This is a genomic window from Pseudomonas sp. AAC, from assembly GCF_000725445.1.
GTDB lineage: Bacteria > Pseudomonadota > Gammaproteobacteria > Pseudomonadales > Pseudomonadaceae > Pseudomonas > Pseudomonas citronellolis.
This window is the reverse complement of sequence record NZ_KL647096.1, coordinates 153,713-176,564: the sequence shown is the minus strand read 5'-3', so window position 1 is coordinate 176,564 and position 22,852 is coordinate 153,713. Positions and strand designations below refer to the sequence as shown.

Sequence of the window (22,852 nt, the reverse complement as noted above, 5' to 3'; positions counted from 1 at the left end):
TGCAGGGCGAATGTTGCAAATGACGTGCCCTGATCGGGGGCAGGAGGATGGCGAGGCGCCGGCGCCGGGTAAACCGGCGCAAAGGTGGGTTCAGAGCATCAGCCGGACCACCGACTCGTCGGGGTCGCGGGACTTGCCGGCGGCGGCCAGCTCGGCGAGGTATTCGGCCCACAGCTGGTCCTTGCGGGTGCACAGCTGGTAGAGGTAGTCCCAGCTGTACAGGCCGCTGTCGTGGCCGTCGTCGAAGGTCAGCTTGAGCGCGTACTGCCCGGCCGGCTCCAGGCCGATGAGGGCGACGTTCAGCTTGCCGACCTGCAGCACCGGGTTGCCATGGCCCTGCACCTCGGCCGAGGGCGAGTGCACGCGCAGGAACTCGGCGGAGAGGTCATAGGACTGCTCGCCGTACTTCAGCGTGAGGGTGCGCGAGGCCTTGTGCAGCTGGATGGCGGTGGGGATGTGCATGGGAAACTCCGACTAAAGGCTGCTCTTCGTAGGATGGGTTGAGCTTGCGAAACCCATGCGGTTGCGGCGATGGGTATCGCTTCGCTCAACGCCATCCTACGACGGTGAGGGGCATCGGCTTTTCGCTCTTGCCTATAGCCTCCAGCCTATAGCCTCCAGCGGCTGTTAGAGAATATACCGCGACAGATCCTCGTCCTGCGCCAGCTCGCCCAGGTGGCCGTTGACGTAGGCGGCGTCGATCACGATCGGCTTGTCGCTGTGCTCGCTGGCCAGGTCGGCTGCGTCGAAGGAGACTTCCTCCAGCAGGCGTTCCAGCAGCGTGTGCAGGCGGCGGGCGCCGATGTTCTCGGTCTTCTCGTTGACCTGCCAGGCGATCTCCGCCAGGCGCTGGATGCCGTCGTCGGCGAAGGCGATGTCCAGGCCCTCGGTCTTGAGCAGCGCGGTGTACTGCTCGGTGAGCGAGGCGTGCGGCTCGCGCAGGATGCGCTTGAAGTCGTCCGGGCTCAGGGCCTTGAGCTCGACGCGGATCGGCAGGCGGCCCTGCAGCTCCGGCACCAGGTCGCTGGGCTTGGACAGGTGGAAGGCGCCCGAGGCGATGAACAGGATGTGGTCGGTCTTGACCATGCCCAGCTTGGTGTTGACGGTGCAGCCTTCGATCAGCGGCAGCAGGTCGCGCTGCACGCCCTCGCGGGAGACGTCGGCGCCGCCGACGTTGCCGCGCTTGGCGATCTTGTCGATCTCGTCGATGAAGACGATGCCGTTCTGCTCCACGGCTTCCAGGGCGCGGGCCTTGAGGTCCTCTTCGTTGACCAGGCGCTGGGCCTCTTCGTCGCGGATCAGCTTCATGGCCTCGGCGACCTTCAGCTTGCGCGTCTTGCGCTTGCCCTTGCCCATGTTGGAGAACAGGTTCTGCAACTGGTTGGTCATCTCCTCCATGCCGGGCGGCGCCATGATTTCCACGCCGGCCGGGACGTCGGCCACCTCGATGTCGATTTCCTTGTCGTCCAGCTGGCCTTCGCGCAGGCGCTTGCGGAACAGCTGGCGGGTGTTGGAGTCCTCGCGCGCCGGCTCGTCGCCGAAGCCGCCGGTGCGCGCCGGCGGCAGCAGGGCGTCGAGGATGCGTTCCTCGGCGGCGTCCTCGGCGCGGTACTTGACCTTCTGCACTTCCTGCTCGCGGAGCATCTTGATCGCGGCGTCGGCCAGGTCGCGGATGATCGACTCGACGTCGCGGCCGACGTAGCCCACCTCGGTGAACTTGGTCGCTTCCACCTTGATGAACGGGGCGTTGGCCAGCTTGGCCAGGCGCCGGGCAATCTCGGTCTTGCCGACGCCGGTGGGGCCGATCATCAGGATGTTCTTCGGCGTCACCTCGGCGCGCAGCTCGGCCGGCAGCTGCATGCGCCGCCAGCGGTTGCGCAGGGCGATGGCCACGGCGCGCTTGGCGTCGTCCTGGCCGATGATGTGGCGGTTGAGTTCGTGGACGATCTCGCGGGGAGTCATGGACATTTGTTCGGCTACTCCGGAGCGACAGGGCCTCAGATGGCGCTGTCGAGCTCCTCGATGGTGAGGTTCTGGTTGGTGAACACGCAGATGGAGCCGGCGATGTTCAGCGCCGTTTCGGCGATCTCGCGGGCGGACATGGCGTCATCGGCCTTCTGCAGCAGGGCCATGGCCGCGGCCTGGGCGAAGCCGCCGCCGGAGCCCATGGCGATCAGGCCGTGCTCGGGTTCGACCACGTCGCCGTTGCCGGTGATGATCAGCGAGGCGTCCTTGTTGGCCACCGCCAGCATGGCTTCCAGGCGGCTCAGGGAGCGGTCGGTGCGCCAGTCCTTGGCCAGCTCGACGGCGGCGCGGACCAGGTGGCCCTGGTGCTTTTCAAGCTGCTGCTCGAAGCGTTCGAAGAGGGTGAAGGCGTCGGCGGTGGCGCCGGCGAAACCGGCCAGCACCTGGCCGTGGTAGAGGCGGCGGACCTTCTTCGCGTTGCCTTTCATGACGGTGTTGCCAAGGGAAACCTGGCCGTCGCCGCCCATGACGACTTTGCCGTTGCGGCGGACAGAAACGATAGTGGTCAAGGGGGAGTTCTCCACACAGCGGGGCATTGGTGCCCGAATGCGGAGTCATATGGGGATGAAGGACGCGGCCTTCAAGGCAGGGCGACGGACGTGCCTTGAAGGCGTCGTCCGACAGCCGCCGCGCGAGCCCGCTTGAGGCGGGCCCGCGCGGGGCTTCAGCGGGTCTGGCGCTGCTGTAACAGCAGGTTGCTGAAGCCGTTGGCCGACAGTTGCTTCTGCGCCGCGGAAACCTGCGAGCGGTCGCTGAACGGCCCGACCATCACCCGGTACCAGGTCTCGTCGCGCACCGCGCCGGATTCCACCCGCGCGCTCTGGCCGAGGAGGATCACCTGGGCGCGCACGCGGTCGGCGTCGGCCTGCTTGCGGAACGAACCGGCCTGCAGGAAGAACTGGGTGGCGGCCACCGCCGGCGGGGCGATCGGCTTGCTCGCCGGGGCCGTGGCCGGCGGCGTGGCCTTGGCCTGGGCGGCCGGCTGCTGCGCCGTTGCCGGTTGCGGCGGTGTGGCCGGCTTGACCACCGCCGGCGGCGGCGGAACCTGGCCGTTGAGCGCGGCCTGGGCGCGGGCGGCGTCGATCTTCGCCGCTTCCTCCGGGGTGCTGACCACCGTCGGCGTCTGCGGCTTCTCCGGCACGGCTTCCGGCGGCACCACCACTTCCGAGCCCGGCAGCAGGGTGTAGAAGTCGTACTTGGGCTTCACCGCGATGGCCGCCGGCGGCTGCGCCGGCGTGGCCGGCTTGGCGCCCTGGGATATGCCCGGCTTCTGCTGCTCGGGCTTCTCCCGGCGCACGTCGTTGCGGCCCGGTTCCAGCTTCGTCAGGAACATGATGAAGCCGCCGATGGCAAGGCCTGCGACCAGCCACACCCAGCCGGGGACCGAGGTCTTCTTGGCCGGGGCCTGGTAGCGGCTGGCGCCGCGCTTGGGAGCGGGTTTCTTCTTGGCCATGGAGGGTTACATGCGTTCCAGGGTTTCCAGGCCCAGCAGTTCCAGGCCCTGCTTGAGGGTGCGGCCCGTCAGTGCGGCCAGTTTCAGGCGGCTTTCCTGCTGCTCCGGGGTCTGCGCGGCGAGGATCGGGCAGTGCTCGTAGAAGCTGGAGAACAGCCCGGCCAGTTCGTACAGGTAGGCGCAGAGGATGTGCGGCACGCCCTTGAGCGCGACATTGTTGAGCAGGTCGCCGAACTGCGCCAGCTGGGCGGCCAGGGCCTGCTCCTGCGGGGCTTCCAGGACGATCTTGCCGCCGACCTCGTCATAGCCCTTGCCCAGCTTGCGGAAGATGCTGGCCACGCGGGTGTAGGCGTAGAGCAGGTAGGGCGCGGTGTTGCCCTCGAAGCTGAGCATCTGCTCGAAGTTGAAGCTGTAGTCGCTGGTGCGGTGCTTCGACAGGTCGGCGTACTTCACCGCGCCGATGCCCACGGCATGGGCGATGTGGCGCAGTTCGTCCTCGCCCAGCTCGGGGTTCTTGGCCTTCACCAGGGTGTAGGCGCGTTCCTCGGCCTCGTCGAGCAGGTCGATCAGCTTCACGGTGCCGCCGTCGCGGGTCTTGAACGGCTTGCCGTCGGCGCCGTTCATGGTGCCGAAGCCCATGTGCTCCAGGTCCATGCCGGCCGGGACGAAGCCGGCGCGGCGCGCCACCTCGAACACCTGCTGGAAGTGCAGGGCCTGGCGCTGGTCGACGAAGTACAGCACGCGGTCGCAGTGCAGCACCTTATTGCGGTAGCGCATCGCCGCCAGGTCGGTGGTGGCGTACAGGTAGCCGCCGCCGGCCTTCTGCACGATCACCGGCAGCGGGTTGCCCTCGGCGTTCTTGAACTCGTCGAGGAACACGCACAGGGCGCCGTCGTCCTCGGTCAGCAGGCCCTTGGCCTTGAGTTCGTCGACCACGTTGGCGAGGTCGTCGTTGTAGGCGCTCTCGCCCTTGACGTCGGCCATGGTCAGCTTCACGCCCAACTGGTCGTAGACCTTCTGGCAGTGCGACAGGGAGATTTCGTTGAAGCGCGTCCACAGGCGCAGGCACTCGGCGTCGCCGGCCTGCAGCTTGACCACCAGCTCGCGGGCGCGGTCGGCGAACTCGGCGGACTCGTCGAAACGCTTCTTGGCGGCGCGGTAGAAGACTTCCAGGTCGTGCAGTTCGGCCTGGGCGTCCACCGGCTGCTCTTCCAGGTAGGCCAGCAGCATGCCGAACTGGGTGCCCCAGTCGCCCACGTGGTTCTGGCGGATCACGGTGTCGCCGAGGAACTCCAGCACCCGGGCCACGGCGTCGCCGATGATGGTCGAGCGCAGGTGGCCGACGTGCATCTCCTTGGCCAGGTTCGGCGAGGACATGTCGATGGCCACGCGCTGCGCCGGGCCGGCCTTGCGCACGCCCAGGCGGTCGTCGCCCAGGGCGGCGTCGAGGCTCGCGGCCAGCCAGGCCTGGTCCTGGAAGAAGTTGAGGAAGCCGGGGCCGGCGATCTCCACCTTGGCCACCTGCGGGTTGGCCGGCAGCGCGGCGACCAGCTTGGTCGCCAGGTCGCGCGGCTTCAGGCCGGCGGGCTTGGCCAGCATCATGGCGATGTTGCTGGCGTAGTCGCCGTGGCTGCGGTCCTTGGTGGTCTCGACCTGGATGTCCGGGCTCAGCCCGGCCGGCAGGGTGCCGTCCTCGACGAGGCTGGCGAGGGCGTGCTGGATCAGCTGGCGGATGGTGTCTTTCATGGCGTTTCTCCGTGCTCGCGCGCGACTCGGGGCGCTCGACCGCATATCTGGCTCAGAACCGCGCATTATCGGTGCCTGAAGGGCGCAGCAGCAAGCCGTAAGCTTAAAGCTACAAGCAAAAGCCCATCTGGACCTTGATTTCTGCCAGGGTGGGAGAGGGCGGTGGGGCGTATACCCTACTGTGGCTATGGCGTATCGGGTCGTGATTGCCACTTAAAGAGCGCGCTGTAGTGCCTTGGCGAGCTGTCTTGTCAGGAGCGCCGGTGCTTCCTGGTATGAGCGGGCTTTCATTGAGGCTCTGAATATAACGGCCTCTTTCTTATATTGATGGCACCGTAAATCACTATCTTCCTAATTCAGATATTCGACATGCCGAGCCATCAGGTTGGGGCGGGAGAAGGTGTCGATGGCTTCTATTTTTACTGCCATCTCACGGCAACGGGCTTTGAAGGTCTCATCGTCCATATCGCTCCAATAACGAGGGTTGCGGCCGGTCTTGCGGTCATGCTCGGCAGTGATCGGGTCGTTGGCGCGGTACTCTTCCAGGCTCGGCACGTCGGGTAATGGCCGGCTGGTATCCATAAAGTTCTGTAGGTAGTCCCAAAGGGCGCAGACCTCTTGTGGCGTCTGCTCCGCTCCGAGCAGTGCACCGACCTTGACTCGGATATCGCGGTAGCGATGCATCAGGAACAGCACATTGAGCGGGGAGCCTTGGCGATCCGGGCTGGTATGGATATAGGCATCGAATTCATAGAAAGGCGCGCTGATTTCACCGATCGCACCGGTCTTTTTGAAGGCTTTATAGTCATACAGCGTGACGAGACCTGTTCGGCGATTCAAGTCCCATAGCGGACCTTTTGGGAGGCGAAACCAAATTCTTGGAAAGTAATCGGTAACTATAAGCGTAACTGCCCAGCAGACTGTAAAAGGGCCCACCATTATAAGAAGGCTTCCAAATAGCAGTTCAAAGGAAGGCTCAGATTCTTTCACTTTGCCTAGGCTTATCAGCCAAGTTAAAGAAACTATTATTGAAAGAATAATTGTTCCATACTTTCCTAGTATTCTCAGGATAATCCAAATCTGTGAGCTAAGAGGTAGCTTTGCCATCCTGATGTGCTCATGATCATATTTCTGGTGAAAATCGATACCATCAAGTGGTGTTGGCTTATATGAGCCACTTTTTTGTTTTTCGGATTTTTCCTTTAGATTCTTTTCGTCCTGGCGTATAGCTTTTGGAGAAGAATCTCTCATGAGAGATACAGGTCCAATATCTTGCGTATTTCCCCAAGGTAGGCGCGTGCACGAAAAAATTTTATATAAATCACGCGCAAGAGATGCCGGTTGATCTGGGATTCGATCTGGTCGATAACTGGTCAAGGAATAGTAATCTTGGCTTGCCATCAAGTTCCTTGCATCCCCTAGTCTGTGTATTCAACATGTTTAGCCATCAGGTTGGGGCGCGAGAAGGTATCGATGGCTTCTATTTTTACTGCCATCTCACGGCAACGGGCTTTGAAGGTCTCATCGTCCATATCGATCCAATAGCGAGGGTTGCGGCCGGTCTTGCGGTCATGCTCGGCAGTGATCGGGTCGTTGGCGCGGTGCTCTTCCAGGCTCGGCACGTCGGGTAATGGCCGGCTGGTATCCATAAAGTTCTGTAGGTAGTCCCAAAGGGCGCAGACCTCTTGTGGCGTCTGCTCCGCTCCGAGCAGTGCACCGACCTTGACTCGGATATCGCGGTAGCGATGCATCAGGAACAGTACATTGAGCGGGGAACCTTGGCGATCCGGGCTGGTATGGATATAGGCATCGAATTCATAGAAAGGCGCGCTGACTTCACCGATCACACCGGTCTTTTTGAAGGCTTTATAGTCATACAGCGTGACGAGACCTGTTCGGCGATTCAAATCCCAGAGTGGGCCTTTGGGAGGGCGGAACCATATTTTAGGGAAGTAATTTACAATGACATGGCTGATAAGCCAGAAAAATGCAAAAGGTCCGGCAATGAAGATTTGGCTTTCAATTAATGATTTTATAGCTTCGTCCGTTTCTCCTCGCTCATCAAAAGTGAGTATCCCAATGATAAATAAAATTGCAGACAAGGTTATTGCGCCAAACTTCCCTATAATTCCTAGTATTAGCCAGGCTTGTGATCCTAAGGGAAGTCTTGCCAGCCTAATATGTTCGTGATCATATTTTTGATGGAAGTCTACTTTGTCGAAAAGGGTTGGTTTGTAAGTCCCGCTAGACAACTGCTCGGCTTTTTCTCTACGGTTCTTCTCATCCCTGCGCATGTTCTCTGGGGAGGAAACATTCATGAGATTGGAAGGTTCAAGTTCCTGCGTACTTCCCCAGGGCAGACGAGTGCAGGAAAATTTCTGGTACAGACCTCGCGCCTGCGAGGCTGGTTGATCCGGAATCCGATCCGGGCGGTAACTGGTAGGCGAGTAGTATTCCTGGCTTGTCATCAAGTGCTTGCCTTGCAGCCCCTAGCCTGTGTATTCGACATGCCTAGCCATTAGGTTGGGGCGCGAGAAGGTGTCGATGGCTTCTATTTTTACTGCCATCTCACGGCAACGGGCTTTGAAGGTCTCATCGTCCATATCGCTCCAATAACGAGGGTTGCGGCCGGTCTTGCGGTCATGCTCGGCAGTGATCGGGTCGTTGGCGCGGTACTCTTCCAGCGCTGGCGTGTCGGGCAGAGGGCGGCTGGTATCCATGTAGTTCTGAAGCAGATCCCAGAGTGCACAAACTTCCTGTGGAGTCTGTTCGGCTCCGAGCAATGCGCCGACCTTGACCTGGATATCGCGGTACCGATGCATCAGGAACAGCACATTGAGCGGGGAACCTTGGCGATCCGGGCTGGTATGGATATAGGCATCGAATTCATAGAATGGTGCGGTGACTTCACCGATCACTCCGGTCTTTTTGAAGGCTTTATAGTCATACAGCGTGACGAGGCCTGTTCGGCGATTGAGGTCCCAGAGTGGGCCTTTGGGAGGGCGAAACCAAATACCAGGAAAATAGTCAACAACAATTTTGCTAACTCCCCAGCACAGCAGCAAAGGAATCAGGATTGGCAGATACCCTTGCAGTGATAAATACCACTCGCCTCTCTCCCACTCATAGTCGCTCAATTTTGATAAAATGAATGGATAGGTTATTAAGAATATTAGAAAAAGAAATATTGTAGATACTTTCCCGAAGAGCCCCAAGATCAGCCAAAACTGGGATCTAGCTGGAAGCATAGCCATTCTAAGATTTTGGTGATCATATTTTTGATGTAACTCTATATCGTCGAAAGGAGTTTTCTTATGAGTCCCATTTTTCAGCTGCTCAGATTTTTCCTGACATATCTGCTCATGCCTGCGTATAGCCTGGGGCGTTAAGAAGCCCAAAAGATTGGAGGGGATAACATCCTGCGTATTTCCCCAGGGCAGACGAGTGCAGGAAAATTTCTGGTACAAACCTCGCGCTTGCGAGGCTGGTTGATCCGGAATCCGATCCGGACGGTAGCTGGTAGGCGAGTAGTAGTCCTGACTTGTCATCAATTGCTTGCCTGATGGGTTTGCTCGTCGGCCCAGAAGGGACGCCCTGTACTGCCGAAGTCCGGCTTGGCGTACTCCGGCCCATAAACCGTTGCCGCCTTGATGCCTGGCGTGGGGAATATACGGTTTTGCCCTGCGCCCTGAAGGATGAACTGCGCCCGCACGGCCCAGCGCTGGGCCAGAAACTGTTCCGGCTTGTGGGGTTGCAACACATGGACAGCCGGCGTCTGGAAGTACAGCTCCAGTGCATCGGGAAACAGCCGCTGGGCCAGCGGCGCCTGGGGTGGCTCGTGAGTCGCCGAGCGGACCTCCGTATAGGCGGCTTCGCCTTTTACGTTGACGGTATGCACCGGGCGCAACCGGCATTCGGCGCGAATGTCGACGTTGCCCAGGTTCGCCAGCAAGCCGGGCAAGGCGCTTTCCAGGCGGATCAACGTGTTGGCCTGGCGGACGCGGAAGGGAATCGGCTCGTTTACATCCAGTTTGGCGGCGGGTTCGAAGCGGGGATTGGGCTGGATGCTGATGCGGATATTGGCGAGCACGCCCACCAGGCGATAGAACGCCTCGTCGGCGTTAAGTAGGTGGGCGGCCTTTTCGCCCTGCCCTTCGCCAAAGGGACCATTGCTTAGCCAGTCCTGCAAAGGCGTAGAGGACAATGCGTAGACCAGGCCTGCCCCTGCGCCGACCAGTAGCAGGCAAAGCCAACCCGCAGGGGTAAGGCCGAGGAAAGTGGCACTGCCAGCCAACCAGCCTCCCGCCGCCCCAATCAGTGCGCCACTGGCCATGAGCAGGTAGCCATACATGGCTTGATCATGCCATTGCCAAGCGTACCAAGCATCGTAGAGGCTCACCCCACAGAACAACACTCCTGCGAAGGATTGCAGTAGTAGTCGCCCGGTAACTGTCTGGATTATGGTGATACCTAGGTTTCCTATGAGCGCTATGACCGCCGATGGAATACGAAATAATGACTTGCGCACCACAGCCAAGGCAGACTGGTTACCAACTAGTTTGATGGTCAGGGCCTCTAAAGCAATCAACAAGTCGGAAACAGCACTTATCCCTCCCACAATTGTTCTATTTCTTCCTTTGTCTCGTTTGTTCTGATCCCACGCATTCCACTCCGCCCTCACATTCCACATCTCCAACATCAACACCGCTACCGAAAACGGTGTGGAGTTGAGTATGCGATAGGCCCGCGCATTCTTCTGCTCTTGCAGTGCTCCCACCGCTTCGCTCAGCGCGGCGCCGCGTACCTGTGCCTCCCGGGCGGCAACCTCGGCGGCGGCGTCGGCGGCCTGGGCCGCGGTGAGGCGCTTGTTCATCTCGCCGACCAGGCGCGCGGTCGAGTGGTTGCGGGGGATGGCGATGACCCAATGATCGCCTTTCACGATGTCGTCGCCCTGGATGCGCTGGCGGTCGGTGCTGCCCAGCACCTTGCCTTGCGGGCTGAGGTATTCGCCATAGTAGCGGGTGGCCGTGCGCGGCCGGGTCGGCAGGTCTTCCATGCCGAACAGGTAATGAGTGGTCCTGTCGAACTGGTTGCGTCGTACGAACACGGCGTAGCCGAAAGTGCCCGGCAGCATGCTGCGCAGTTGCTGCAGCCCGGGGCCATGCAGGCCAAGGGTGATCGGCCGGCCTTGCCGGCCAAGCTGCCGCCGCGTCTGGGCGAGGCGGGCGTCGGCGCTCTTGGCGGCCTGCTGGGTGGCATTGGCGTTGGCGCTGGCCTGGCTGGACAGCTGACGCGCGTTGTCCAGCGCGTCCTGGGCGACTTCCACCGCCCCTTGCAAGGTGTCGAAAACGCTTATCAGCGCGCCGTTGAGGTTTTTGCCGCTGAGCGTCAGGAAGCTGTCCAGGCTGGCGCCGGCGAGCAAGGCGCCGAGCAGTGTTTCATCGAGGGTGAGCCAGTTGTCGATGGGCGGGACCACGGCGTTTTCCAGCTTCGCCAGTTCTTCTCCACGGAATTGCCCGGTTCCCGGATTGGGCGCGGCGGGCTTGGATTCGTGCGCCTTGCAGAGCCGGGGCTCGTCCACGTCGGGCCAGAGCAGGCGATGCAGGGGGGACCGGGTGTCTTGCTGGAGCTTCGCGAGGAACTTCTGCCCCTCGCTGACGCGCGGGCTGGTGGGGCTGCCGTTACCCGTGGCGTCGTTGAGATCGCCAGTCGGCGCGAGGGGGTCGACCTGTGCAGGATTCAGCGCCAGACAGGCCAGGGTGCGCGCCGTGGCATGCAGCGCGCCCAGGTACTGGAATCCCTCCAGACTCAGGTGATCGGCCAGCGTGGCGACGCTACGCGTCTGTTCCAGCGCTTCACGCAGCAGGTTCTGCGCGGACATGAAGCCTTGCCACGCCTCGATGCGCTCGAGTACCGCGGTATTGCGATTGATGTCGTACAACCCCTGGCGGCTGAGCTTGTCGATCTCCTTGTGCAGTGGATTGGGCTTGCCTTGCAGGGTGCGGGCGACAACCAGCTGTTGCACCAGCAATGCGCTGCCATGGTTGGGCTGCGTGGCGGCGTGGCGGGCACAGACCTGCAGCAGCTGGCGATGATTGTCTATGCGGCTTTCCAGGTGGCGCATGCGATACCGCGCATCGTCCAGAAGCACGCCGCAGAGCTGCCGTGGGCGTACCTGTGCCAATACGTCCGTCGCTCCCGGCTGCGCTTGCCAGACGTCTTCCTCCGGCGCCGCCGCTTCCCCCGCCGGCGGTTGCGCCGTTTTCAGGCTTCTCGACAGGGCATCGGCGACGGCGCTCAGTTCCAGCAGGTGAGTCGGGCTGGTCTTTTCTCCCAGCATGCCCTGGTTGAGGAAGGCCATCGCCCGTCGGTATTCCTGATCGGGAAACTGGCCGCTGAGGTCGCAGAGGTAGCGGGCGGGGTGCTCCAGCAGATACTCGAAGATCTGTGCGCGGGCGCGCTGGGGGGCGACCAGCGAAAGCGGGAAGGCGCGGTGGTCCAGGTTCAAGCGCGCGACCTGCGCCGGCACGCTGGTGGATACGGAAACACTGTCGCGGGCGTCGAACTGCGAGAAATGTTCGAGCATGGCGGCGCCATCCGGCTTGCCCCGATAGAGGTCCTTGAAGACGCGCGAGCTTGCCTGCAGCCGGAACGACTGGCAGCGTCGGGCCAGTTCGTCGGGATGGCATTCGAGGAAGTTCAGGCGCGCGGCTCCCAGCTGTATCTCCGAGTAGCAGAGGCGCAGGTCCGAGACGTCCCGGTCGTTCCATCGGGCCGGTAGCCAGATATCTTCCAGCCCCTGCCCCGTGGCCTGGCGTACCTCGGGTTTGAAGCCCTGGCCGCTGCGGTAGCGCGCGACATCGATGTCATGGAAGAGCGTCTTGTCGCTATCGGTGCGAATCTCCAGCTCGCGCCACAACTTGTCTCGATAGAAGACATAGAGGTAACCGGGGCGGCACAGCACGGGCGCACCGAGGTCGTAAGGGCTCTTGGCGCCCCTCAGGGCGGTGAGGGGTAGCACGGGGACGACCTGGTTCCACTGCGCGTCAGCTTGCCTGGGGGTCACCCGCAGGTCGTCGCATAGCGGCACGCGGATGGGGCTCCCTTTCTGCGAGGCGATTTCCAGCCAGAGATGACGCTTGGGTTGCCCGCTCCAGTCCCACACGTGCAGAACGCTGCTGCACAGTTCGTCGGCGAGGTTCTCCGGCTTGTCCTGCTTGGTGAGCCACTCCTGCTGTTGGCTATCCTTGTCATCGTAAATCACCAGTTTCTGGCTGGCCGGATGTTCCTTGCCGATAACCTGAACGATGAGTTTGCCGGTCTCGCACGCTGGGCCTGCGCCCAGTTTGCCGATCGATGCGGTCATATATGCTCTTCCTTGTTCATGCTGCCTTGCCGCAGGTGCTCTTTCAGGTAGGCCAGGCGCTCGTCTGCGGTATTTCCGGAGAGTTCCGCGGGCGCCTTCTGGCCGTAATAGGCGACACGAAGATCGAGGTAGCGCAACAAGGGCTCGGCTTCATCGAAACCGGAGAGCAGCCCCTCGCCGAAGTATTGCCAGGCCTCGGCGAAGGAGATTGCGGCTGAGCCCAGCCACTGGAAGACGAAGTGCTCTTGCTGCTGGTGCAGCAAGGCGCTCTCCTGCTCGGCGCCCAGGCTCGCTGGCAGCGGCTCGCGAGGCGCTGCCCATTGCTCGAAGCGCGGGTTGTCCAGGCTCTTCCAGCCTTCCTGCCCGGCGTATTTTTCGCGCCAGGTCCCGCCATGCCAGCGGAGCTTTGCTATCGGCCCCATCCAGCGGGGTCGCTCGTCGAGGTCGTCGGAAAAGAAGTAGCTTGCGGTGCGTGGGCTCCAATAGCGCAGCACGCCTTTGCGCAGGCCGCCGTCGAAATGCACGACGAGGAGCCACCGGAGGTGTTCGAGAAGGGCGCGTTCATCGGCCGGACTGTGGATCAACAAGCCCGGCCAGTGTTCGGGCGCTTCCTCCATCGCCGCCAGCAATGCCTGCCCGGCGGGCATCCACAGAGGGCTTTGCTCGACGTAGGGCGATAGTTCGGTCCGAAGGAATAGCAAACATGGGGTACCAGTTTCTCCGAGTGCCGCCAGGCGCTGTAGCAAGTCATCGGAGCGCTCCAATAGAACGGAGGTCGTCATAGTCGGTTCGTCTCCTTCATGGCCTTGCGGCATGGGCAATCGCTGAGTGGACATTGCAGTGGAGTGCCGCCCTTGGGCTTCTGGCACAGTTCCACAAGAGGCATTTCCGACTTGAGGCGATGCAGCAGCACCGCACCGGGAACGCTCTGGTCTGGCGCCTGGAGCTCGCCTGGCAGTAACGGCGCCGCAGGCGTTCCCGCGCCCGGGCTGCCGCCACTGTTGAGCTTGACGTCGGTACCGCTGAGGGTGACGCCGCTGGGGTCGAGCTTGACGAAGCTGCCGCCGGCCTTGAGCGTCAGTTCCTGGCCCGCGTCGATCGTCACCTTCTCGCCGGCGTAGTAGTGGATTTCGTTGCCGGCCTCGATGAACTGGCCACTGCCGAGCTTCAGGTGCTGGTCGTTGCCCACCGTCAGGTGGTCGTCGGCGCGCACCTCGACCTTGCGGTCGCCATGGGTGGTGCGGTGTTCCTCGGCCTTGAACTCGCTGTAGGTGTTGGCCTCCACCGTGTCGTGGCGCTCGTGGCCGACGCGGATCTTCTGGTCGTGCTCGATGTTCTCGTCCCAGTCGCGCTGGGCATGCAGGTAGATCTGTTCCTGGCCCTTGCGGTCTTCGATGCGCAGTTCGTTGTAGCCACCGCCGCCGGGGCTGGAGAGCGTCTTGAACAGGCTGCGGGTCTTGTTCGCCGGCAGCTCGTAGGCCGGCAGGTGCTCGGCGTGGTACAGGCAGCCGCTGATCAGCGGCTGGTCCGGGTCGCCTTCGAGGAAGGTCACCAGCACTTCCATGCCGATGCGCGGGATGGCGATAGCGCCGTACTGCTTGCCGGCCCAGCTGGAGGCCACGCGCAGCCAGCAGCTGGTCTTGTCGTCGGCCTGGCCCTCGCGGTCCCAGTGGAACTGCACCTTGACCCTGCCGTAGCGGTCGCAGTGGATTTCCTCGCCCTTTGGCCCCGTCACCACGGCGGTCTGGCTGCCCAGCACGCGCGGCTTGGGATGCGCCAGCGGCGGGCGGTAGGGCACGTCCCAGGGCGTGGCGAGGAAGCGGTTGCGGTAGCCCTGCTGGAAGTCGTCCTTGCCGTCGCGGGCGTCGCTGGTGACCGACTCTTCCAGCACCTGCGGCTGCTTGCCTTCGTGCCGTACTTCGGTGAGCAGCCAGAGGTCGTTCCACTCGCCGCGCGGGTGCTCGCGCAGGGGCAGGAAATGGCCGCTGCGCAGGCTCGGCTGGTCGCTGCGGCCCTCGGCCTGGCGGTAGTCGGCGCGGTGCCTTTCCAGGCTGCGCTGGCTCAGCAGCTTGCCGCGCTCGCGGTCGGTGAAGCGACCGGGGTAATCGTAGTCCTCGAGGTCCGGGCGGCTGTCGCTGCGCGCCGTGCTTTCCAGTTGCAGCCTGGGCTTCTCGAAGTCGTAGTCGCGGCGGCTGACGCGGGCGGTACGGGTATCCAGACGCTGGCCGAAGCGCTTGATCACCGGCAGGTCGGCGACCAGGCCGGAGTCCTGCTGGTAGGCCACCGGCGCCAGCTTGGGAAAGGCGGTCTGGTCGTCGCCGAACACCAGCAGGTGCCCGTCGGGGCTGTGCTCGAAGTGGTAGTGGAGACCTTCCTCTTCGCACAGGCGCTGGACGAAGTGCAGGTCGCTCTCGTCGTACTGGGTGCAGTAGTCGCGCGGCGGGTAGACGGTGGGGCCGAGCTGGAAGCGGTAGGCGTCGGCGAGGATGCCGTGTTCCTCCAGCACCCGGGTGATGATCTGCGGCACCGTCAGCTGCTGGAAAATGCGCTGGTTATGCCGATGCGCGAGGTAGGCCAGGCGCGGCACCAGGCTCACCCGGTAGCGGGTCAGGCGCTTGCCGGATTCGCCCTGGGCCACCCGGTGCAACTGGCCATGGATGCCGTGGCCCTGCCCCAGGTCCAGGTAGGCGCCCTTGTGCAGCAGGCTTTCCAGGTCCAGGTCGGGACGTTCGCTGACCAGTTCGATGTCGAAGCGGTAGGGCTGGTTCAGGGCTTCGCGGCCATGGAATTCGAGCACCTGCAGGTCGCTGTCGAGGCCGTCGATATTCAGGCTGAAATGGGGCTGGTTGGCCGGGGCGAACATCCTATGTTCCTCTGCGCGGAGGGCCTGCCCGGCAGTTGCCGCAGCGCCGGCTCAGGCCTGGAAAAGACACATCGGCCGGAAACCCGGCCGATGTGAACAGCACGTGTCGCGACCGATCAGGAAGCGATCGGGGTGCGCCAGTCGTCGGAGCCGGAGGTGCCGGAAACCTCATGGGTCCAGACGATCTTGCGGTAGGTGAAGTAGACGTCTTCCAGGTGGGTGAAATGCGCCATGTTCGGGTCCTGGCAGTTCGGCATGCGCGACTGCACGTCGACGATCACCGCGTCTTCCAGTTCGATGGTGAAGTAGTGCTCCTGGGTGCCGGTGGAGGAGGTGCGGTACCACTCCAGGCGGCACTTGTTCAGGCGCTCGCCGGAGGTCAGGGCGTTGAAGATCAGCGGCGAGGACTTGTCGAAGACCTTGGTGATCATCAGCGGCTTGTGCACGCGCTGGCCGGTCGGCTGGCCGGACTGCGGGTCGCGCGGGATGATGACCTGGTGGTTGAACGCCTGGACCAGGACCTGGTCTTCGTGGCCTTCCTGGAAGATGTTGCCGACCGAGTCCTCGGTGAAGGTGCCGGCGGTGATCAGGCCCTGTTTGGTGCCTTCGAGGGACAGATACGCGGGTGTTGGCATGAAAGCTCTCCTTGCCGTGTGAGTTGATGGCCCCGGGGTTCACGACCCTGTGGGAGCCCTGGCAACACAATTTGCGTGCCAGCAACCCTGCAGCGCCCGCCTTGTGGGGGCTGCAGCAAACCTGCAGCTGTTGTCCGAAGGCGCTACAGGGACTTTCTGCGCAACTTCTTGCGCGTTGCTGTGCAAGAACTTGCCATCCCCTTGCAGGCAGCGTGAACAAAGGCTTCCAGCGGTCTATCCACAACCTTGCGCAAGACAGGCCGTGCAAGAAGTTGCGCACCCCGCAAGCCCCTCGCGTCCACGGAGCTTTTCAGCTTGCAGCCGCCTTTCTAGAACAAATCGATCGGATCGACGTCCAGCGACCAGCGCACCTGGCGCCCGCCGGGCATGCTTTCGAGGATCGGCAGCCAGCAGGACAGCAGGCGGTGCAGCGGCACGCGGGCGCTGCTCATCAGCAGCAGCTGGGCGCGGAAGCGGCCGGCGCGGCGTTCCATGGGCGCCGGCACCGGGCCGAGCAGCTCGACGTCGCTGCCCAGTTGCGCCTGCAGGCGCTCGGCCTCGGCGCAGGCTTCTTCGAGGAAGCCTTCGGCCTGGCCCGGCTTGTGCGCCTCGGCGCGCAGCAGAGCCAGGTGGCAGAACGGCGGCAGGCCGGCGGCGCGGCGCTCGGCCAGGGCCTGGTCGGCGAAGGCGAAGTAGCCCTGCTCGGTCAGTTGCACCAGCAGCGGGTGGTCGGCCAGGTGCGTCTGGATCAGCACCCGGCCGGGCTCCTCGGCGCGCCCGGCGCGGCCGGCGACCTGGACGATCTGCTGGGCCATGCGTTCGCTTGCGCGGAAGTCGGCGGAGAACAGCCCGCCATCGGCGTCGAGGATGGCCACCAGGGTGACGCGCGGGAAGTGGTGGCCCTTGGCGAGCATCTGGGTGCCCACCAGGATGCACGGCTCGCCCTTGTTGATGGTGGCGAACAGGTCGCGCATGGCGTGCTTGCGCGAGGTGCTGTCGCGGTCGATGCGCAGCACCGGGTAGTCGGGGAAGAGGATGCGCAGGCGCTCCTCGGCGCGCTCGGTGCCGGCGCCGACCGGGCGCAGGTCCAGTTGGCCGCACTTGGGGCACTGGCGCGGCGGGCGCTCGCGGTGGTCGCAGTGGTGGCAGCGCAGCTCGCCGGAGCCCTGGTGCAGCGTCATGCGCGCGTCGCAGCGCGGGCACTGGCTGATCCAGCCGCAGTCGTGGCACAGCAGGGTCGGGGCGAAGCCGCGGCGGTTCAGGTACACCAGCACTTGCTGGCCGGCGCCGAGGGTTTCGCCGATGGCGCGTTGCAGCGGCATCGACAGGCCGGCGTCCAGCGGCAGGCTCTTCACGTCCAGGCGCTGGAACTTCGGCGCCTGGGCGCCGCCGGCGCGCTGCGTCAGGCGCAGCAGGCCGTAGCGGCCGCTGGCGGCGTTGTGCAGGCTTTCCAGCGAGGGCGTGGCCGAGCCGAGCAGGATCGGCACCTTCTCCAGGCGCGCGCGCACCAGGGCCAGGTCGCGGGCGTGGTAGCGCAGGCCTTCCTGCTGTTTATAGGAAGCGTCGTGCTCCTCGTCGATGATGATCAGCCCGGGGTTCTTGAGCGGGGTGAACAGCGCCGAGCGGGTGCCGATGACGATGTCCGCCTCGCCGTCGCGCGCCGCCAGCCAGGCGTCCAGGCGCTCGCGGTCGGTCAGCGCCGAGTGCAGCAGGGCGATGCGCGCGTTGAAGCGGCGCTCGAAGCGGCTCAGCGTCTGCGGGCCTAGGTTGATCTCCGGGATCAGCACCAGCGCCTGCTTGCCGGCCTCCAGCACCTGGTGGATCAGCTGCAGGTAGACCTCGGTCTTGCCGCTGCCGGTGACGCCGGCCAGCAGGTAGCTGTGGAAGGCGCCGAAGCCGGCGCGCACCGCTTCGCAGGCGGCGCGCTGCTCGGCGTTGAGCGGCAGCTCGGCCTGGGCCAGCCAGCCGCCGTGGTGTTCCACCGGCACGTGGCGGCGGCTCTCCAGCGTGGCCAGGCCCTTTTCCACCAGCAGGTCGAGGCTGTCCTTGTTGATGCCCAGCTGGCTCAGCAGTTCATGGAGCACGCCGTGGGGGTGCTGCTGCAGCGTCTGCAGGGCCTGGCGCTGGCGCGGCGCGCGGGCCAGGCGCGGGTCGTCCAGGCGCGCGCCGGGGACGGCGAGCCAGAAGCGCTGCACCCGCGCCTCGGCCGGCTCACCCTGGCGCAGCAGGTTGGGCAGCGCCCAGGACAGGGTGTCGCCGAGGCTGTGCTGGTAGTACTGCGCGGTCCAGCGGCACAGCTCCAGCAGGTGCGCCGGCAGCGGCGGCTCGCGGTCGAGCACGGCCAGCGCCGGGCGCAGCTTGTCCTCGGGCACTTGCGAGCTGTCCGCCAGCTCCACCAGCACGCCGACGATCTCGCGGCGGCCGAAGGGCACGCGCAGGCGCACGCCGGGCTGCAGGCGGCCGGGGTCGAGCCCGCGCGGCGGCAGGTAGTCGAACAGGCGGCGCAGCGGCGAGGGCAGGGCGAGGCGCAGGATGCTGGGTCGGGGCACGCTGTGGGCTTTCCGGGGCGTCGTGAGGCGGCGATCTTAGCACGGGCCGCGGCGACGGTCGGTCGGCGCCCCGACTTGCGCTGGACAAAGTCTCTGGTATGATCCACGCCCTTAATTTGCGTGCGGTGCCCGGTAAAAGATCCCGCCCGCGGTCCTCGAAGGCCGTGGCTCGGCTTCTGCCAGAGACTGGGTGGCGGCACACCAACCAGAGGAAGACATCATGAAACCGGAAATCCATCCCGCGTACGAAGAAATCGAAGCCACCTGCAGCTGCGGCAACGTGATCAAGACCCGTTCGACCCTGTGCAAAGGCATCCACCTGGACGTCTGCTCCGAATGCCACCCGTTCTACACCGGCAAGCAGAAAGTCGTGGACACCGGCGGCCGTATCGATCGCTTCAACCAGCGCTTCGCCATGTTCGGCGGCAAGAAGTAAGAGCGATTTCCGGAAAAGCCCCGATGGCCTTTCCCGATCTGCTGAAAAAGGCGCCCCTGCGGGGCGCCTTTTTTGTGCTCGCGATTTGCCTGGGCGCACCGGCCCTGGCGGCGTCCTGCCCGGCGCCCAGCGGCGCCGGCACGGTGCGCGTGGCTCGGGTGGTGGATGGCGACACCCTGAAGCTGGCCGATGGCCGCAACGTGCGCCTGATCGGCGTCAACGCCCCGGAACTGGCCCACGGCGGGCGCAGCACCGAGCCCTTCGCCGAGGCCGCGCGGCAACGCCTGCAGGCGCTGGTGGCGGCCAACGACGGCGAATTAGGGTTGCGGCTCGGACGCCAGGGCAAGGACCATTACGGTCGCACCCTGGCCCACCTGTACGACCGCCAGGGGCGCAACATCGAGGCGCAACTGCTGGCCGAGGGCCTGGGCTACCTGGTGGCGGTGGCGCCCAACACCGAGTTGACCGCCTGCCAGCAGGCCGCCGAGCGCGAGGCGCGCAAGGCCGGCCGCGGCCTGTGGAAACGCCCGCCAGTGCGGGACGCGCAAAGCCTGCGCCAGAGCGGCTTCGTCATCGTCCGCGGGCGCGTCGCCCAGGTGCAGCGCAACCGCGGTGGCCTGTGGCTGGAGATGGACGGTTCGCTGGTCCTGCGGATCGAGCCTAAGCTGTTGAAAGCGTTCGATAAGCGCACGTTGGCGGCGCTGCCCGGGCGCACCCTGGAAGCGCGCGGCTGGGTGATCGACCGCGCCGCGCGCGGCGCCGTGAAACCGGGGCAGGCACGCTGGATGCTGCCCATCACCGACCCGGCCATGCTGGAGCTGCTGCCATGACCAAGACAAGGATGCTGTTGCTCACCTGCCTGTTCACGCTGAGCGGCGTGCTGGGCGGCTGCGCGGTCAACCCCGCCACCGGCGAGACCGACTTCGTCACCATGAGCGAGCAGGACGAGCTGGCCCTCGGCCGCCAGGCCAGCCAGGAAGCGGCCAAGCAGTACCCGCGCTACGCCGACGAGAAGCTCCAGGCCTACGTGCAGCAGGTGGGCGAGCGCGTCGCCCGGGTCGGCGACCGGCCCACCCTGCAGTACCGCTTCACCGTGGTCGACAGCCCCGACATCAACGCCTTCGCCCTGCCCGGCGGCTACATCTACATCCACCGCGGGCTGATGGCCTACCTCAATTCCGAAGCCGAGCTGGCCGCGGTGCTGGGCCACGAGATCGGCCACGTCACCGCCCGCCACAGCGTGCGCCAGCAGAGCCAGGCCAGCGCCTGGAACGTGCTCGGCGCGGCCGTGGCCATCGGCACCGGGGTCAGCGCCGCCGGCGACCTCACCAACGTCCTCGGCACCGCCGTGGTGCGCGGCTACGGCCGCGACATGGAGCTGCAGGCCGACGGCCTGGGCGCCAAGTACCTGGCCCGCGCCGGCTATGACCCCAAGGCGATGATCCAGGTGGTGCGGGTGCTGAAGAACCAGGAGGACTACGCCCGCCAGGTCGCCCGGGCCAAGGGCGAGGCGGTGCAGCCGGTGGGCTACCACGGGCTGTTCGACACCCACCCGGACAACGACCGGCGCCTGCAGGAGGTGCTGGGCCCGGCCCAGGCCCTGGCCGGCGGCCAGCAGGAGGTCGGCCGCGACCGCTACCTGAAGGCCATCGACGGCATGCCCTTCGGTGATTCCGCCGAGTCCGGCATCCGCCGCGGGCAAAGCTTCTACCACGGCGAACTGGGCTTCACCCTCAGCTATCCCAGGGGCTGGGGCATGCTCAACCAGCCCACCGCGCTGATCGGCTACCCCGAGGACCAGCAGGCCTACATCGGCATGAAGCTGGTGCCGCGCGACGGCCAGCTGAGCCCGCTGGAATACCTGCGCAAGGGCGCCGGCGGCCGCCTGGCCGACGAGCAGGAGCTGAACCAGGCCGGCCTGAAGGGCGCCGCCGCGGTGATCCCCGGTTCGCCCGCGCGGCGCGTGGCGGTGGTCTACAAGGACCAGGGCGCCTACCTGTTCGTGGGTGTGGTCAAAGGCCGCGCCTCGCTGGAAAGCCGCGACGCCGAGTTCCTCTCGGTGATCCGCAGTTTCCGCCCGCTGCGCGCCGACGAACGGAAACTGGCCGAGCCGCGGCGCCTGCAACTGGTCCAGGCGAAGGCCGGGCAAAGCCTGGAACAGCTGGCAAAGGGCGGAAACGAGCCGGAATCTGACGCGATTTCTCGTATACGATTGCTAAACGATTTGTATCCAACTGGTCAGCCAAAACCCGGGGAATGGTTGAAAATCGTGCGTTAGCAGCATTGACACCACCGCCCTGAAGCTATCTTGGCAGGCGCTTTCTTCCCGCGTATGCTCGGTCGCCCGTCTGTCCAACAAAGCAATAAAGCGGAAGTGCCAAAAATGTCTGATCTCAAGACCGCTGCCCTCGAATATCACGCGCAACCCCGCCCCGGGAAACTCAGCGTCGAGCTGACCAAGCCCACCGTCACTGCCCGCGACCTGTCGCTGGCCTACAGCCCGGGCGTGGCCGAGCCGGTCCGCGAGATCGCCCGTGACGCCGAACTGGCCTACAAGTACACCGGCAAGGGCAACCTGGTCGCGGTGATCTCCGACGGCACCGCCATCCTCGGCCTGGGCAACCTCGGCCCGCTGGCCTCCAAGCCGGTCATGGAAGGCAAGGGCGTGCTGTTCAAGCGTTTCGCCGGCATCGACGTGTTCGACATCGAGGTCGACGCCGAGAGCCCGCAGGCCTTCATCGACACCGTCAAGCGCATCTCCATCACCTTCGGCGGCATCAACCTGGAAGACATCAAGGCGCCGGAGTGCTTCGAGATCGAGCGCGCGCTGATCGAGCAGTGCGACATCCCGGTGTTCCACGATGACCAGCATGGCACCGCCATCGTCACCGCCGCCGGCATGCTCAACGCCCTGGAAATCGCCGGCAAGAACCTGGAAAGCGCGAAGATCGTCTGCCTGGGCGCCGGCGCCGCCGCCATCTCCTGCATGAAGCTGCTGGTGAGCATGGGCGCCAAGGTCGAGAACATCTACATGATCGACCGCCAGGGCGTGATCCACGCCGGCCGCACCGACCTGAACCAGTACAAGGCGGTGTTCGCCACCGAGACCGACAAGCGCACCCTGGCCGATGCCCTGGAAGGCGCCGACGTATTCGTCGGCCTGTCCGGCGCCAACCTGCTCAGCGCCGAAGACCTCAAGCGCATGGCGCCGAACCCGATCGTCTTCGCCTGCTCCAACCCGGACCCGGAGATCAAGCCGGAACTGGCCCACGCCACCCGCAACGACGTGATCATGGCCACCGGCCGTTCGGACTACCCGAACCAGGTGAACAACGTGCTGGGCTTCCCCTTCATCTTCCGCGGTGCCCTGGACGTGCGCGCCACCCGCATCAACGAAGAAATGAAGATCGCCGCCGCCCTGGCCCTGCGCGACCTGGCCAAGGAGCCGGTGCCCAAGGACGTGTGCGAGGCCTACGGCGTATCGTCCCTGGAGTTCGGCCGCGAGTACATCATTCCGAAACCCATGGACAAGCGCCTGATCACCGTGGTCTCCGATGCCGTGGCCAAGGCCGCCATCGAGAGCGGCGTGGCTACCCTGCCGTATCCGAAGCACTATCCGCTGCAGTCTGTGGAAGACGTGTTCAAGGGCTGACCGGGCCGCTCTCTTTGGCTTGAGGCCGAAGGTGAAAGCGCCGTTTCTTCCGTGAGGGGGGAACGGCGTTTTCGTTTCTGGGGCTTTGTAGGAGCGAGCTTGCTCGCGAAGGGGGGCCCCCGGTGAT

17 protein-coding genes are annotated in these 22,852 nt (G+C 64.5%); 4 read left to right on the top strand and 13 right to left on the bottom strand.

Annotated features, from left to right (window positions below; genetic code table 11):
* Window positions 1–90 precede the first annotated feature (90 nt).
* The 13 genes from FG99_RS10620 to FG99_RS10560 all read right to left on the bottom strand — a co-directional run bounded on the left by FG99_RS10620 (window position 91) and on the right by FG99_RS10560 (window position 18,637).
* The gene (locus tag FG99_RS10620; protein WP_009615423.1) at window positions 91–462 is read right to left on the bottom strand and encodes a gamma-butyrobetaine hydroxylase family protein; all 372 of its coding nucleotides are present in this window, start codon (window positions 460–462) and stop codon (window positions 91–93) included.
* A 165-nt stretch (window positions 463–627) separates the two neighbouring features.
* Window positions 628–1,968, bottom strand: a complete 1,341-nt coding sequence (gene hslU / locus FG99_RS10615) for an ATP-dependent protease ATPase subunit HslU (protein WP_043269440.1) — start codon at window positions 1,966–1,968, stop codon at window positions 628–630.
* A 29-nt stretch (window positions 1,969–1,997) separates the two neighbouring features.
* Entirely contained in the window at window positions 1,998–2,534 is a 537-nt protein-coding gene (gene hslV / locus FG99_RS10610; RefSeq protein WP_043269438.1) for an ATP-dependent protease subunit HslV, read from the bottom strand.
* Between the two features lie 155 nt (window positions 2,535–2,689).
* Window positions 2,690–3,478, bottom strand: coding sequence for an SPOR domain-containing protein (locus tag FG99_RS10605; RefSeq protein ID WP_043269436.1), 789 nt, complete (start codon window positions 3,476–3,478; stop codon window positions 2,690–2,692).
* Between the two features lie 6 nt (window positions 3,479–3,484).
* Window positions 3,485–5,224, bottom strand: coding sequence for an arginine--tRNA ligase (argS, locus tag FG99_RS10600; RefSeq protein WP_043269434.1), 1,740 nt, complete (start codon window positions 5,222–5,224; stop codon window positions 3,485–3,487).
* Between the two features lie 351 nt (window positions 5,225–5,575).
* Entirely contained in the window at window positions 5,576–6,625 is a 1,050-nt protein-coding gene (locus FG99_RS32075) for a hypothetical protein (RefSeq protein WP_156060069.1), read from the bottom strand.
* Window positions 6,626–6,642: 17 nt separating this feature from the next.
* Window positions 6,643–7,692 carry a hypothetical protein gene (locus FG99_RS31305; protein WP_256204846.1) on the bottom strand — a complete coding sequence of 350 codons (1,050 nt, stop codon included), beginning with the start codon at window positions 7,690–7,692 and terminating at the stop codon, window positions 6,643–6,645.
* 21 nt (window positions 7,693–7,713) lie between these two features.
* Entirely contained in the window at window positions 7,714–8,772 is a 1,059-nt protein-coding gene (locus tag FG99_RS31300) for a hypothetical protein (protein WP_256204845.1), read from the bottom strand.
* Entirely contained in the window at window positions 8,772–12,590 is a 3,819-nt protein-coding gene (locus FG99_RS10580; RefSeq protein WP_043269428.1) for a hypothetical protein, read from the bottom strand. The genes FG99_RS31300 and FG99_RS10580 overlap by 1 nt, the downstream gene beginning before the upstream one ends.
* Window positions 12,587–13,372, bottom strand: coding sequence for a DUF4123 domain-containing protein (locus tag FG99_RS30785; RefSeq protein ID WP_051878771.1), 786 nt, complete (start codon window positions 13,370–13,372; stop codon window positions 12,587–12,589). Before FG99_RS30785 ends, FG99_RS10580 begins: the two co-directional genes overlap by 4 nt.
* The gene (gene tssI / locus FG99_RS10570; protein ID WP_043269426.1) at window positions 13,369–15,453 is read right to left on the bottom strand and encodes a type VI secretion system Vgr family protein; all 2,085 of its coding nucleotides are present in this window, start codon (window positions 15,451–15,453) and stop codon (window positions 13,369–13,371) included. Before tssI ends, FG99_RS30785 begins: the two co-directional genes overlap by 4 nt.
* A gap of 116 nt (window positions 15,454–15,569) precedes the next feature.
* The gene (locus FG99_RS10565) at window positions 15,570–16,088 is read right to left on the bottom strand and encodes an Hcp family type VI secretion system effector (RefSeq protein WP_043269424.1); all 519 of its coding nucleotides are present in this window, start codon (window positions 16,086–16,088) and stop codon (window positions 15,570–15,572) included.
* Window positions 16,089–16,417: 329 nt separating this feature from the next.
* On the bottom strand, window positions 16,418–18,637 hold the full coding sequence (locus FG99_RS10560; RefSeq protein ID WP_043269422.1) for a primosomal protein N': 2,220 nt from the start codon (window positions 18,635–18,637) through the stop codon (window positions 16,418–16,420).
* Between the two features lie 220 nt (window positions 18,638–18,857).
* Between FG99_RS10560 and rpmE the strand changes: the two genes are divergently transcribed.
* From rpmE to FG99_RS10540, 4 genes are all read left to right on the top strand, one after another.
* Window positions 18,858–19,073, top strand: coding sequence for a 50S ribosomal protein L31 (gene rpmE / locus FG99_RS10555; RefSeq protein ID WP_009615432.1), 216 nt, complete (start codon window positions 18,858–18,860; stop codon window positions 19,071–19,073).
* 23 nt (window positions 19,074–19,096) lie between these two features.
* A complete protein-coding gene (locus FG99_RS10550; RefSeq protein ID WP_043269420.1) occupies window positions 19,097–19,903 on the top strand; it encodes a thermonuclease family protein in 807 nt (268 codons plus the stop codon).
* Window positions 19,900–21,351, top strand: a complete 1,452-nt coding sequence (locus FG99_RS10545; RefSeq protein WP_043269417.1) for a M48 family metalloprotease — start codon at window positions 19,900–19,902, stop codon at window positions 21,349–21,351. Before FG99_RS10550 ends, FG99_RS10545 begins: the two co-directional genes overlap by 4 nt.
* A 105-nt stretch (window positions 21,352–21,456) precedes the next feature.
* The gene (locus FG99_RS10540; protein ID WP_043269415.1) at window positions 21,457–22,725 is read left to right on the top strand and encodes a malic enzyme-like NAD(P)-binding protein; all 1,269 of its coding nucleotides are present in this window, start codon (window positions 21,457–21,459) and stop codon (window positions 22,723–22,725) included.
* Window positions 22,726–22,852: the final 127 nt, after the last annotated feature.